This window comes from Bradyrhizobium sp. USDA 4541, assembly GCF_024171085.1.
GTDB lineage: Bacteria > Pseudomonadota > Alphaproteobacteria > Rhizobiales > Xanthobacteraceae > Bradyrhizobium > Bradyrhizobium australafricanum.
In genome coordinates, this window is the sequence record NZ_JALJZF010000001.1 from 2,018,170 (window position 1) to 2,031,615 (window position 13,446).

10 protein-coding genes and 1 pseudogene are annotated in these 13,446 nt (G+C 62.0%); 4 read left to right on the forward strand and 7 right to left on the reverse strand.

The window, feature by feature from the left end:
• Window positions 1–5 precede the first annotated feature (5 nt).
• The 7 genes and pseudogenes from J2R80_RS09390 to J2R80_RS09420 form a co-directional block, all read right to left on the reverse strand.
• Window positions 6–410 (reverse strand): hypothetical protein, encoded by a 405-nt coding sequence (locus J2R80_RS09390; RefSeq protein ID WP_229192436.1) that lies wholly within the window; start codon window positions 408–410, stop codon window positions 6–8.
• Window positions 410–1,993 (reverse strand): hypothetical protein, encoded by a 1,584-nt coding sequence (locus J2R80_RS09395; protein WP_253588668.1) that lies wholly within the window; start codon window positions 1,991–1,993, stop codon window positions 410–412. Before J2R80_RS09395 ends, J2R80_RS09390 begins: the two co-directional genes overlap by 1 nt.
• 83 nt (window positions 1,994–2,076) lie before the next feature.
• A complete protein-coding gene (locus tag J2R80_RS09400; protein ID WP_253588669.1) occupies window positions 2,077–3,942 on the reverse strand; it encodes a sigma-54-dependent Fis family transcriptional regulator in 1,866 nt (621 codons plus the stop codon).
• 241 nt (window positions 3,943–4,183) lie between these two features.
• Window positions 4,184–6,307 carry a glycogen debranching protein GlgX gene (gene glgX / locus J2R80_RS09405; protein ID WP_253588670.1) on the reverse strand — a complete coding sequence of 708 codons (2,124 nt, stop codon included), beginning with the start codon at window positions 6,305–6,307 and terminating at the stop codon, window positions 4,184–4,186.
• A 364-nt stretch (window positions 6,308–6,671) separates the two neighbouring features.
• Window positions 6,672–6,839: pseudogene (locus J2R80_RS09410) on the reverse strand (JAB domain-containing protein); the annotation flags it as partial.
• 562 nt (window positions 6,840–7,401) lie between these two features.
• Window positions 7,402–8,139: a hypothetical protein gene (locus J2R80_RS09415; RefSeq protein ID WP_253638402.1), complete on the reverse strand. Its 738-nt coding sequence runs from the start codon at window positions 8,137–8,139 to the stop codon at window positions 7,402–7,404.
• A 1-nt stretch (window position 8,140) separates the two neighbouring features.
• Window positions 8,141–9,337: a hypothetical protein gene (locus J2R80_RS09420; protein WP_253638403.1), complete on the reverse strand. Its 1,197-nt coding sequence runs from the start codon at window positions 9,335–9,337 to the stop codon at window positions 8,141–8,143.
• 498 nt (window positions 9,338–9,835) lie between these two features.
• Between J2R80_RS09420 and J2R80_RS09425 the strand changes: the two genes are divergently transcribed.
• The 4 genes from J2R80_RS09425 (at window position 9,836) to J2R80_RS09440 (ending at window position 13,393) form a co-directional block, all read left to right on the forward strand.
• Window positions 9,836–10,087, forward strand: a complete 252-nt coding sequence (locus J2R80_RS09425; RefSeq protein WP_253638404.1) for a helix-turn-helix domain-containing protein — start codon at window positions 9,836–9,838, stop codon at window positions 10,085–10,087.
• Window positions 10,087–11,394: a type II toxin-antitoxin system HipA family toxin gene (locus J2R80_RS09430; RefSeq protein ID WP_253638405.1), complete on the forward strand. Its 1,308-nt coding sequence runs from the start codon at window positions 10,087–10,089 to the stop codon at window positions 11,392–11,394. The genes J2R80_RS09425 and J2R80_RS09430 overlap by 1 nt, the downstream gene beginning before the upstream one ends.
• 82 nt (window positions 11,395–11,476) lie before the next feature.
• Complete coding sequence (locus J2R80_RS09435) at window positions 11,477–12,409, forward strand: HNH endonuclease (protein ID WP_253638406.1); 933 nt, start codon at window positions 11,477–11,479, stop codon at window positions 12,407–12,409.
• A 42-nt stretch (window positions 12,410–12,451) separates the two neighbouring features.
• Window positions 12,452–13,393 carry an HNH endonuclease gene (locus J2R80_RS09440; RefSeq protein WP_253638407.1) on the forward strand — a complete coding sequence of 314 codons (942 nt, stop codon included), beginning with the start codon at window positions 12,452–12,454 and terminating at the stop codon, window positions 13,391–13,393.
• Window positions 13,394–13,446 lie beyond the last annotated feature (53 nt).

The window sequence follows — 13,446 nt, forward strand, 5'->3', positions numbered from 1 at the left end:
ATCGGCTATTTGAGCCACACCAGCAGTGGGACGGGCGCGCGTCCTTCGCAGGACAGCGTGCCCTCGTAATTGCGCGTCTTGCGGGCGCTGTAGGTGCAGGGCGCGCCGTCCAGCACCAGCTCGGCGGTGACCTGCGAATCCGCGCCCGTGATTTGCAGCTTGATTTCTCCGGCGCGTTCGTCCGGCCCGTCTTGCGTGCAGATGCCCACATGCTTCATCTTGAGCGGTCCGGAGAACTGCCTCGGCGCGCCCGGCGCGCTTTCGGTGAGATGTCCGGTCAGCTCCCATTCGCCGAGCACGCCGGCCTGGCCGAGGATCTCCATCGCGCCAAGCGGCAGGGTATGGCAAAGCGATAGCGCAACGGCGCCGAGCAGCGCCGCTCCACCGTTGCGCCATGTCGCCCGTGGCATCACAGCTTGCTTCCGGTCGTCTGGCGCAATTCGATCAACTCCGGCCGCGACAGATCGGCATCCGCGGTGAGCCGGGCAATCTGATCAGCGCATTCCCGGATCTTGGCCTGATCGCCGGCCGCCTTGGCGCTCTTGATCATGCCGAGATAAGTCGCTAGCCGGTTGGGCTCCTTCTTGAGCACGGCCTCATAGGCGGCGAGCGCCTCCCTGGCCGTGCCGCGATCGAGCAGCATCGCCGCGTAGAGCTCGCGCGCCGGCGCCAGCGGTCCCGGCGTGACGGGGTGCTTCTCGGTCTTGTCTTCCGCCTCCGCGGCGGCATTCATCGCGCTGAGCGCATCGTCGTATTTGCCTTCCGCGTACAGCACCCAGGCGCTCGCGATCTGCTGCTGGATGTCGACGATGTTGGACCAGTAGGCGTCCTTGGCGTCCTTCAACTTGTCGCGCAACTCGACCAGCTTGGCGACATCGGCTTTGGCGGCGGCGGGGTCACCCGAGCGCGCGGCGCCGACCGCGCGGGCGAAATAGGTGATGGCATCCGCATAGGCGTATTTGGTGGGATGCACTTGAAGCGCGGCGGCACCCTTCCAGTCGCCGCGTTCGAAGACATAGCGGGCCTGGCTTGCCGCCACCGCGAAGGGGCCTGCGAACCGGTCGAGCTTGAACTGGAGCTTGCCGAGCTCGTCGATCACCGCACGCGCTTCCTTGTCCTGGCCGAGCTGGAGATAGGCATAGACCAGATAGTCCATCGCGTGCGCCTGGTCCTGCTGTTCGCCGTCTTGCTTGGCGATGCGCGCGGATTCCTTGTTCGAGGCGATCGACTCCTTCCAATAGCCGACGCGCGTGAAGATGTGCGACGGCATGTGCTGGGCATGCGGCGCGTGTTCGGCGATCTTGGCATAGCGCATCGCCGCGGGGAGGCCCTTCTCCGCGAGCGCCGGGTAGTCGTAGAGATGGATCAGATAGTGGGCGATGCCGGGGTGCTCGGGCTGGCGCTTGAAGATCGGTTCGAGCAGCGCCGCGCCCTTCAGCTGGTTGGCATAGGTCTTGTCGCCCGGCGAGGCCGCGACGTTGAGCGTGATCGCATAGGCGATCTGCGCCTCGTCATCGTCGGCATAGTGCGTCGCGACCTGCTCTTCGGCGGCGAGGAATCGCTGCACGCGGGTGCGGTGATCGACCTTGTCGTAGTCGACATACATCGCCGCGATCGCATCGATGTATTCGCGCTCGCGCGGGGTGCCGGCATTCAGCGCCTGGCCTTTTTTCGCAGCTTCAAGGCCGAGCGGAAGGTTTTCCGGCGGCGGAGGCGCGTGCGGATTGTAGAGATAGCTGAGCGCGATGCCCCAATAGGCGATGGCGCATTGCGGGTCCGCCTCCAGCACCTCCTCGAAGGTTCGTCGCGACGCGCTGTACCAGAACGAATGCTGATACAGCATGGCGCGATCGAACAGCTCCTGCGCTTCGGGCTTGCAGGATGTTACAAAATGGACTTTGCCCAATCGTTGCTCAGTAGAATCCGAGGCGGCAGGCTGCGAAATGGTCGCGGCAATGAGGCCAACGACGACAGCGAGGGGAAACCGTGTCATGGGACCCGCTCCGTGGCGTTGAAGGCGAAAACCGTACGATATCACCTTTCCCGCACCGCCGGAACAGCAGGGGCCGTTCTGGTCTAGCTGTCCAGCGCGATCCCTAACGCTTTGATCTTCCGGTACAACGTCGCGCGGCTGAGCCCGAGCGCCGTGGCCGCGTCCGTCACTCTTCCGTCATTGGCTCGCAATGCATCGACGATCGCGGTGCGCTCGCCCGCTGTGTGATCGGCCTCCGCGCCGCGTGCGCTGAACGGCGGCAGATCGAGATCGGCCTCGGTGATGACGCCGTGCTCCGCGGTGGCGCCGGCGAGCCGCAGCACGTGGCGAAGCTGGCGCATGTTGCCGGGGAACGGATAGGCCATCAGCTGCGCCCAGGCGTCGGCCGCGATGCGGCAGTGCGGCGCTTCCTCGTCGGCGATCTGTGCGATGACGTCCTTGCGGTCGGCACGCTCGCGCAACGCGGGCAGGCGGATCTCCATGCCGCGCAGCCGATAATACAGATCGGAGCGGAAGCTGCCGTCCTCAGCCATCCGCGCCAGGTCGCGGTGCGTGGCGCTGATCAGGCGGATGTCGACCGCGACAGGCTTCAGCGCGCCGAGCGGCCAGACCTCGCGGTTTTCCAGCACGCGCAGCAGCCTGGTTTGCAGCGAAAGCGGCATGTCGCCGATCTCGTCGAGGAACAACGTGCCGCCGCTGGCTTGCACGATCAGCCCCTTCGATCCCTCGCGCCGCGCGCCGGTGAAGGCGCCGGCTTCGTAGCCGAACAGCTCGGCATCGATCAGGCTCTCCGGCATCGCTGCGCAGTTCAGCGCGACGTAGTTGCGGCCGGCGCGATTGCTCGCCGCATGGATGGCGCGCGCGAACACGTCCTTGCCGGCGCCGGTCTCGCCATGCAGCAGGATCGGCAGATCGAGATTGCCGACCGTCATCAGCCGCTTCACGCCCTTGATCAGCACGGGATCGCGGCCCGCCAGCCGGTGCAGGCCGGAAAACTGTCCGGCCGGCTTTTCGCGCGGCGGCGTGGATGGTGGACGCGGCGAACGCGCCCGCACCGGCGGCGCCAGATGGCCGCGGCCCCACGGCGTGCCGTCGGCGCGGCGCAGCGCGACCTGCTCGTCCGCGGCACGCGTCGCGCGATCGTCGAGTTGAATAAGATGCGACAGGTCGATGCCGTCCTCGATCATCGCATCGGTCAGGCCGAACGCGGCGCGCGCGGTGCGGCAGGCGCCGACGACACGGCGGTCGTCGTCATAGGCCAGCATGCCGTGCCCGTCGCCGGGCAGCATCGCGATCCAGGAGGCGCGGTAGCGCCGGCGGAAGAACGACTGCTCGATCCGCCGCGTCGCCTCCGTGGTGACGGCGAGCGCCAGTTCATGCGCGCTGCGGCCGAGGTCGCTGCGGCACGAGGTGATGTTGACGGCGCCGGCAAGGCGCCCGGCGTGATCGAACAGCGGCGACACCGCGCAGGTGAACATGTGCCACTGCTCGCGGAAATGCTCGTCGCCATGCACCAGGATCGGCCGCTGCTCGGCGAGCGCGGTGCCGAGCCCGTTGGTGCCCTCGAACGTCTCGGCGAAGTTCGAGCCGGTGTAGATCTTCCACTCCAGGAACATCCGCGCGTAGTCGCCCCCGGGCAGCCGGCTCACCAGCATGGTGGCGTTGGGATCGGCGAGATTGACGCAGTAGCCGGAATCGTGGAGCACGCGGGCGAGGTCCTCGAGCTCGGGGATCGCGACCTGGATCAAATCCTCCATCGGCTCGGCGATGTGCCGGATCTCCGCCTCGGTCAGGGTCTGCGGCGGCCCGCGCCGGGCCGGATCGAGGTTGTGATTGACCAGGCAGCGCCGCCAGGACGCGGCGATCCGCGTCTCGGTGTCGACGCCGGCCACCTGGTTGGCCGCCGACAGAACACGGGCGACGTGATTTGAGGCCGAAAGATTGGCCATCCAGAGGTCTCCACCCCTAATTTTCCGCGAAGTCTGGCAGTCCGCGGCCGAATGTCAATTGGCCGACGGCGTCGCGGGACTCTTACCTCCCCTTGCAAAGGGGAGGTCGCTTTGCTGGTGAGAGCAAAGCGGGTGGGGGATCTGCTCTCTTGCAGCATCGCCTGCGGCTGACCCCCATCCCGACCTTCCCCCTTTCAGGGGGAAGGAGAAGGCGGATCGCAGCCCGAGTGGAGCCAACGGGCTACGGGGATGACTTCACCTCGCCAGCGGTGAAGAGCACGAACGAACGCCCTACCGCCTTGTACGTGCCGTCGAACGCAAACTGCGCGCCTGCCGGCTGTTCCGGCGCGTTGGTGTCGAGCAGCCGCGACCAGCGCGGTCCGGCTGACGTCGGCGGCAGCTTGAAGTCGACCTCGCCCTCGTAGCTGTTGAGGATGACAAGCACAGTGTCGTCCTCGCCCTCACGCGCGATCGCGGTCTTGCGCGCGCGGCCGTCGAGCACGACGCCGAAGCATTTGATCCAGCCGGTGCTCCAGTCGGCCTGCGTCATCTCGGCGCCTGTCGTGCTGATCCAGACCACGTCGCGAATCTCGAGTTGGGGATCGCGATCGCCGGAGAGGAAGCGGCTGCGGCGCAGGATCGGGTAGTCGCGCCGCAGCTTGATCATCCGCTTGGTGAAGGCGAGCAGCTTCCCGGCGTCGTCGGAAAAATTCCAGTCGAACCACGAGATGTCGTTGTCCTGGCAGTACGCATTGTTGTTGCCGCGCTGGGTGCGGCCGAACTCGTCGCCGCCGAGCAGCATCGGCGTGCCCTGCGAGGCGAGCAGCGTCGCCAGCATGTTGCGCTTCTGCCGTTCGCGCAAAGTGCGGATCTCCGGATTGTCCGTGGGCCCTTCGGCGCCGCAATTCCAGGAGTGGTTGTCCGACGAGCCGTCGTTGTTGTGCTCGCCGTTGGCCTCGTTGTGCTTGTTGTTGTAGCTCGCCCAGTCGTTCAGCGTGAAGCCGTCATGGGCGGTGATGAAGTTGACGCTGGCCCAGGTGCGGCGGCCCTCGCGGTTGAACACGTCGTGCGAGCCGAGCAGCCGCGGTGCCAGGCTGCCTGGCGCCGCCTCGCCGCGCCAGAAATCGCGCACAACGTTGCGGTATTTGTCGTTCCACTCCGCCCAGCCCGCCGGGAAGCCGCCGACCTGGTAACCGCCGGGGCCGCAATCCCAGGGTTCGGCGATCAGCTTGACGGTCGCGAGCAGCGGGTCCTGGTTCATCGCCTTGAGGAAGCCGGACTGCTCGTCGAAGCCGTAGACCTCACGTGCCAGGATGGTGCCGAGATCGAAGCGGAAGCCGTCGACATGCATGTGGCCGGCCCAGTAGCGCAGGCTGTCCATCACCATCTGGATCACCCGCGGATGCGACAGGTTCACCGTGTTGCCGGTGCCGGTGTCGTTGATGTAGTAGCGCCGCTTGTCCGGCAGCAGCCGGTAATAGCTCGCATTGTCGATGCCCTTGAACGACAGCGTCGGGCCGCGCTCGTTGCCTTCGGCGGTGTGGTTGTAGACGACGTCGAGAATGACTTCGAGGCCGGCGCCATGCAGCCGCGACACCATCTCCTTGAATTCGCGCAGGCTGTTCGGCACGTCGGCGGCGTAGCGCGGATCCGGCGCGAAGAAGCCGATGGTGTTGTAGCCCCAGTAATTGGTGAGGTGCTTGTCCAGCAGGTTGCTGTCGTTGATGAAGGAATGCACCGGCAGCAGCTCGACCGAGGTGATGCCGAGCGCCTTGAGATGGTCGATCGCAGCGTTCGAGCCGAAGCCGGCATAGGTGCCGCGCAAATGTTCGTCGATGCCCGGGTGCTGTTTGGTGAACCCCTTGACGTGGATCTCGTAGACCACGGTCTCGTCCCAATGCACGTCCTGCCGCTGCGCCTCCTGGACCCAGTCGAAATTGGGATCGACCACCACGCATTTCGGCATGAACGGCGCGCTGTCGCGCTCGTCGAAGGTGAGGTCGTCGCCGCTCTCCATCTTGTAGCCGAACACCGCCGGATTCCAGGTCAGGCTGCCGGCATGGGCGCAGGCGTAGGGATCGAGCAGCAGCTTGTTCGGGTTGAAGCGGTGGCCGCCGTCCGGCTGGTAGGGACCGTAAACGCGATAGCCGTAGAACGTCCCCGGCTGCACGCCATTGATGAAGCCGTGAAACACCTGGTCGGTATATTCGGGCAGCTCGAAGCGGTGCGTCTCGCGCTCGCCGTCGAACAGGCAGACCTCGACCTTGGTCGCGTTGGCGGAAAACACCGCGAAATTGGTGCCGTGGCCGCTCCAGTGGGCGCCCAGCGGATAGGGCAGCCCCTCCTCAATGACGTAATCGGACATCGGTCCCCCAAGGCCCCTGACAGGCCGTCAGATCAATCTGCAACAAACGCCGCCGCGCGGGAAACGTTGCATGGGCTAGTTTAGCGGCAGTTACGCTTGGTTCGTATGACGCGGGCGGAACGAGATGCAAGGCTCGGCAAGAGATGTCGCGAGAATGCGGTCGTATGACTCTCTGCCACAATCTCGATGTCGTCCCGGGCAAGCGCTGCGCGACCCGGGACCCATAACCACGAAAGCAAATTGGCTTGCAAAGCTGGAGCCACAGCGTGCTTCGACAACGCAACCCCGTAGTTATGGGTCCCGGCCCCCGTGTGCAATTGCGCACTAAGCCGGGACGACAGCGGAGGGCTTGTTGAGTGCAATGCTAAATCAGCCGCATGCCCTTGAAGCTGGTATGCCCGTTCTTGCCGACGATGATGTGATCGTGCACGGCGATTCCGAGCGGCTTTGCGATGTCGACGATGGCTTTCGTCATCTGGATGTCGGCCTGCGACGGCGTCGGGTCGCCGGACGGATGGTTGTGCACCAATATTCTCTCAGAAGGTATCGCATTGAACCAGAAGGTATTTTAGCTGAGTCAAGAAATCGCTGGGGTATAGATCTGGGGCCGGTAGTCTGTGATCCAACGTGTTCTTCATCCTCGACAACATCTAGTCATGTTGAGAATTCTCAGAGCACGTTCAGTCATCGATAGCTCTACATCATTCGCGCGAAATGCTCAAAAGCTACGGCTTCTTGCTTTGCAATGGCTGGCTCGTTTGTTTGAAAGATCCCTGATCGTCGACGCACGACCAGGTTCGATCGATCGCAGCGATTGAGCTCCTCAACTAGATGGAGGGTTACTTTGCCGATCGTTGATAAACGATGGTCCGATTCGCAATGATCGCCAGTTGCGCAATGTGCGTTCGCCGATTTGGCCGCCGTGTCGCTCTATAGTTTCATCAATCGTTAGGTAGGTAGGCTCGACACGGACATTCTTTGTAGCTGCCATCGTGCAACAGCCTGTTGCACGATTGGTTGATCATCACGGAGAATGGGAATCCCGAAGTGTTATCCTGACAAGGAAGACAGCCACGTCGAAGCTTGGCAGCCGCCTAAAGTTGGTCGGGCTGATACGCCACTTGGGCGACGGCCTTCGACGCATCACCCCGTCTTTGGTATTTTCCGATCAGCGAACCGTTTGGGCTGTCGACGCTGTTTGCCCGGTAGAGGTTCCACATCTTGTCCTTTGTAGGCGAGAGCCGGTACAGCCGTCCATTCGTGCGGCAATGCCAGTCGGGCGATTTCGCTAGCTGAGTCCACTTGCAATCGGCGCCGGACAGAAGTCGCTGCTCCCGGGCGACCCGGTCCTTTTCGCGCCATTGCTCATATTGTTGTCTTTGCTCGGTCCTGAGGCGCTCTTCCTCGCGTTCGACATGGTCGCGCAAGAGCCCGATAATGGCCGGCAGCTCAGTTCCGTTGGCTTTCTCACGTTCATAAATCGCCAAACAGCCCGGCTGCAGTTCTTCCTTGGGGTAGGAGAAATAGTCTTCGTCTTCGAAAGCCCGCATACGCTGGGTGACGTCCGTCGTTGTCAGGGCCGGTCCAGGCATCCCGTTCAGAAAGTCGCGCAAATCGTCGAACGGAATCCAGCAGCCTACGGCCGATTTTACGAGTTTCTCCCGCTGCTCGTCCCATTTGAGCCAAACTGAATTACGGCCGTCGACGACGCGCATGATCTCGTTCGCGAGCACGATGACCGCATGCGGATCCCGGATGTGGCGCAAGGAGGGGCTCCGCACATGATTGAAAAGGAGATGCTTGATAGCCTGCAACCTGTTGTCTTCTGGCATCTCACTTCCTTTGGCTCTCCGGCTCCGCTTCCGGGGCAACCGCCGGTTTCTCAATGGGCGTTCCATCCTCGGTGATCTGAAGGCGGCCCACCGGATCGATTTGGTCTGCGACTCCCAAGGCCCAAGCCGCCCAGTCTGTGGCGGCTCTTTCCATCGCCTTGTCCCGACCGAAGGCCGCCATCGCGGCTTTGACAAATGTGCGAATATCCTGGGCGGCACGGTGGTCGGCTGCCATTCGAAGCAATGTTTTGCGTTCCTCCGCTTCCGCCTTGAGGGCCTTCTCGCGCGCAAGTCGGGCTGCCTCAGCGCGTTGTTCGGCCAGCCTGTGCTCCATCTCGGCACGGCGTCGGCATGCGTTTTCATAGGCGGTGTGAACGTTGGCACGGTACTGAACCTCACCAGCCACGATCAGCTTCAGGACGATTTCTCTAAGTCGATCCTCGATGCGGCCGCTGTGATCATCTGTCCAGGAATCCCCGGTGGCTGAGATTTCCAGCCGCAGGATTTCGTAAGCTTCATGCGGTGTTTGGATTCGTCCGTTGGGCTGCGTCCTGGCCCTGGGGTGGTCGAGCGTGAACGAGATCCTCTGGCTGCCCACCGTCACACCGACGTTGCGGGCCTGTTCTCCAAGCCAAGGCTGGTGACCGGCCTTGGTCAGGGCAAGGAACAGGTTGTTCAGGATCCGCAGCCGTCTTCGTTCGAATGGGCTATCAAAAAGCGGTTCGCTGTAACGGAGCCTGTACGGAGCATCGCTGGGTTTCAGACGACGCAACGCATCTTCGTCGAGGAGATGGCGGATCAAACTATGTGCCGATCCGAGATCGCGCACAAAGCGGACCTTCCCGAGTGACTGGTCGACTCTGGCGATGACAGCTTCGATAGATTCGGCGAACGTGGGTTCAGTTGGCGGCGGTGCGGCAAGTTCGGCCTCAGGATTGGGAGGCCATGGATAAGCGCGCGGACCGGTTCCGATCGTCACGTCTATCGCCATTCCCGGTGACCGTGGCGGCAGTTTCTGGCGGACGACCTTCTTGTCTGCGCGGAGTTTTGCCCAATAGCCCCGGTCCGGTACGGGAATGTCGGCCTTGGCGCAGCACTTTTTCAGCCACACATCAGAGACGCCCATGCGCTGCGCGATTGTGCGCACCGGCTCTGTCCAGACAAGATCGTAAAGTGCCTCACGAGAAATGGTGGTCAATCCAATCCTCTGGGTCAGTTCGACTCCACCGTAGTCATTGAGTGTTGCGAAGACGCGACGCTCTCGCCTGCCTTTGGTGCTCGATGGTACCGGATGGATGGAGCGGGGCGGCCGATATATAGACGTCGGAGTGTGAAGGCGGTGATGACGTGATGAACGGTCCCAATGAAAGCCCTGACCGAGCTCGCTTGGAGCTCCAGGAGGACAGCTTTGCGGTTGTTGAGCTGACGGTTCGAGATAGCGCCACGTTTGCGGGGGCGCTCCTCAATCCGAAGCCGGTGAACGCGCGCTTGCAGGACCGTTCGTCGTTACCGCGAGATCAGGAGGATATGAGGAGCGAGAGCCCCTGAAAGCCGCTCCGCAAGGTACGGGGGCGATTATACGCTATAGAGTATTTATCTACTGTATACGCCGAAGAGTATGCCGATTCTTATTCTCTCCAGCGTATATTGACATTTATCCCCTGGAGCGTATATAGCGTGCCTTGAGAGGTACGCCGTGGACCAGATCGCCCGAACGCCCAAGCAAATCGGAGATGCCATCCGCCGGCAGCGCCGTAAGCTGGGCCTGAACCAAACCAGCATCAAGGACAAGACAAAGCTACGGCAAGCAACCATCTCGGCCGTCGAGAATGGCGCATCCGGGACTCAGCTCGGAACGCTTTGCGACATTCTCGCAGCGCTCGACCTCGAGTTCGTCATCCGTCCCAGGACGAAGGCGAAGCCGGCCGAGATCGAGGACATCTTCTGATGGCCCGCCCGCGGCGGCACATCCCGCTCAATGTCTTCCTGAACGGCCGTCTCGTCGGGCGCCTGAACAGGCAATCCAGCGGCGCAATCGATTTTCAGTACGATCCGTCCTGGCTTGCCTGGGAGCATGCGCTACCCGTCTCGCTATCTTTGCCTCTCCGTGAGGACCGCTATATCGGTGCGCCTGTCATCGCTGTCTTCGACAATCTCCTACCCGACAGCACGCCCATCCGCCGTCGCATGGCGGAGCGAGTCCACGCTCAGGGAATAGACGCCTACGACCTGCTCGCCGCTGTCGGACGGGACTGCGTCGGCGCATTGCAATTCCTGCCGGACGGCGTCGAACCCGGCGCCGCCGGCGCTATCGACGGCAAACTTATCGACGACAAGGGAATCGCCCGGCTTCTCGGCGATCTTGCATCAGCTCCCCTTGGGCTCGGCGAGGACGAGGACTTCCGGATCTCGATCGCCGGCGCCCAGGAAAAGACCGCGCTCTTGTTCTGGAAAGGGCGTTGGTACAAGCCGCTGGCGACTACAGCCACGACGCACATCCTCAAACCACAGATTGGCCGACTGCCGAACGGCATCGATCTTTCCTACAGCGTCGAGAATGAGTTCTTCTGCCTCAAGCTGACAGCAGCTCTTGGACTTCCGAGCGCCGCCATCGCGATCGAGGAGTTTAAAGGCAACCGTGTGCTCGTGGTCGAGAGGTTCGATCGCCGCTGGACCAGCGACAACCGTCTCCTACGTTTGCCCCAGGAGGACTGCTGCCAGGCTTTGTCCGTGCCGCCATCCTTGAAATACGAATCCGAGGGCGGGCCCGGCATTCCAGCTATCCTCAATCTGCTGAAAGGGAGCGATAAGCCGGAGGCAGATCAAACGATGTTTCTGAAAGCCGTGATTGCTTTCTGGCTTCTCGGAGCCACGGATGGGCACGCCAAAAATTTCAGCGTCTTTCTCTCTCCCGGTGGCCGCTTCCGCATGACCCCGCTCTACGATGTGATTTCGGCGCAGCCCAGCCTCGACGCAGACCAGATCAAGCGTAACAAGATGAAACTGGCCATGGCCGTTGGTGACAGCCGTCACTACGTCGTCGACAGCGTCATGCCTCGCCACTTTGTCCAGACCGCCGCCAAGGCAGGGATTGGCGCGGGAGTCGTTACCGCGATCTTTGATGAGCTGCGCACACAAGCGCTGGCGGCGGTCGAGCAGGTTACCGCATCGCTCCCTAAAGCATTTCCTGCCGAAGTAGCTGACAGCATCAGCAATGGGGTCAAGGCTCGTCTGCGCAGGTTGGAGGACGCGTGATGCCAAAGATCGATGTGCGACCAGCTAGTCGGAGCCGAGGGGCATGTCTGCGCCTGGCCACAATGGACCAGCGGGATTGACCATGGTCCGCCTCTTCGTCGCTGTTACGGACAAATCCTGGTTTGACCAGTTGAGCGCGTCTGCTCCACACGACGAAGTCAATTTCTGGCAACCCAGCGGCACCACACAGTTTCGGGCCCTCCAGCCTGGCGAGCTGTTCCTCTTCAAGCTACATGCGCCAAACAACTTCATCGTTGGTGGTGGAATTTTCGGTCACGCGTCAATCGCGCCGCTGTCTCTGGCCTGGGAGGCCTTTGGCCTCAAGAACGGCGTTTCCAGCCGCTCTGAAATGCGGACACGAATTGCGAGCTATCGCCGCGATCCGATTATCCTGGACGATCGACAGGATCCCGTTATTGGCTGCCGAATTCTGACCCAGCCGTTCTTTTGGCCGAGGGAGCTCTGGCTGCCCGTTCCGGAGAGCTGGTCGCCAAACATTGTGACCGGCAAGGGATTCAGCACGGAGGAAAGAGACGGCCAACATCTATGGTCCGCGGTCGCAGAGCGATTGAGCTCGGTTCCCGAGATTCGAAATACGGAGCCTATCATGGCTGAGCGCTTCGGCAAGCCGACGCTGATCAAGCCGCGATTGGGTCAGGGAGCATTTCGGTTGACGATCACTGACAGCTATGAGCGGCGCTGCGCGGTCTCCGGTGAAAAAACCCTACCCATCTTGGACGCGGCCCATATCCACGCTTTTGAGGCCGGTGGAGAGCATGCGCCGTCGAACGGCTTGCTCTTGCGAACTGACATCCATAGGCTTTTTGACTTGGGATACGTAACCGTCTCACCGGAGAGTCGATTCGAGGTCAGCCGCCGCCTAAAGGCCGATTTCGATAACGGTCGGCATTACTATGATCTTCAAGGGACCTCTGTCCGCCCACCGCGATACAAGGAGGCCCTACCATCCGGGGAAGCTCTGGCCTGGCATCGAGAGCATCGGTACCTTGGATGAACGCGTCCTTTATAACACCTTTCGTTCCCTAGGAATCGTACGATGGCCGACGATCCTGCTGATACGCGCATTCGCCTGGCCGCTGTAGAGCACATCAAACGTGTGAGCGCCGGTGGTGTAGTCACAGCGGAAGAATTGCGGGCCGGATTCTTCGTTGATGGCCAGCGAATTCCGCTGATCAACCCCCAACGCGGTATCTTCAAACCGGCGTTGATGAAGCATCTGCTGAGCGTCCGGACCGTCTATCCGCGGACCGGCGCGCGCGTCTGGTACGATGATCAACGGACGGTTCACACGCAAATCGAGCGTGGCGATGAGCTCGTCGACTATGCGTTCATGGGAACGGATGCAGACGCAGCTGACAATCGATGGCTCCGAGAGGCACGAGACAACGAGATACCTATCCTCTATTTTCTTGGCGTCGCACCTCAACGCTACACCTTCATCTGGCCTGTCTACGTTGCCGATTGGTCAGCCTCGGAGCTGAAGGCGCGCCTCGCCTTCGGAGCTCCAGCCACAGCGAACAAGGAATGGTCCATTCCGGACGCGCCGGAGCGGCGATACGGCTTGCGGCTGGTCCGGCAGCGGCTTCATCAGGCGACGTTCCGGGAGGCGATCTTAAACGCCTATGGCAACAGATGTGCGATAACAGGCTTGCCGGAGGCGCGGCTGCTCGACGCTGCTCACATCATGCCGGATAAAGACGAAGAGCTGGGGCAACCGATTGTGCAAAACGGCCTTCCGCTCTCGAAAATTCATCACGCGGCGTTCGATGCAAATCTTATCGGTATCGATCCGGATTATCGAATCCATGTGAGTGAGACTCTGCTTTCTATGAATGACGGCCCTATGTTTGAGCATGGGCTCAAGGCTATGGCAGGGCAGCTGATCAAATTCCCGACACGAGCCCAGGACTATCCAGACCGAGATCGTCTTGCTGAAAGGTTTTCTCAGTTTCGCAGTAGCACAAGCCGCGGGCTCTGAACCGCGTCCGCTCCTATACTGCCGCATTAACCTTGCCGCTAGACAGAGCGAAC

Coding starts and splice junctions, on each gene's coding strand:
- J2R80_RS09390 (WP_229192436.1), bottom strand. CDS start 410: ATGCCACGGGCGACATGGCGCAACGGTGGAGCGGCGCTGCTCGGCGCC.
- J2R80_RS09395 (WP_253588668.1), bottom strand. CDS start 1,993: ATGACACGGTTTCCCCTCGCTGTCGTCGTTGGCCTCATTGCCGCGACC.
- J2R80_RS09400 (WP_253588669.1), bottom strand. CDS start 3,942: ATGGCCAATCTTTCGGCCTCAAATCACGTCGCCCGTGTTCTGTCGGCG.
- glgX (WP_253588670.1), bottom strand. CDS start 6,307: ATGTCCGATTACGTCATTGAGGAGGGGCTGCCCTATCCGCTGGGCGCC.
- J2R80_RS09415 (WP_253638402.1), bottom strand. CDS start 8,139: ATGCCAGAAGACAACAGGTTGCAGGCTATCAAGCATCTCCTTTTCAAT.
- J2R80_RS09430 (WP_253638405.1), top strand. CDS start 10,087: ATGGCCCGCCCGCGGCGGCACATCCCGCTCAATGTCTTCCTGAACGGC.
- J2R80_RS09435 (WP_253638406.1), top strand. CDS start 11,477: ATGGTCCGCCTCTTCGTCGCTGTTACGGACAAATCCTGGTTTGACCAG.
- J2R80_RS09440 (WP_253638407.1), top strand. CDS start 12,452: ATGGCCGACGATCCTGCTGATACGCGCATTCGCCTGGCCGCTGTAGAG.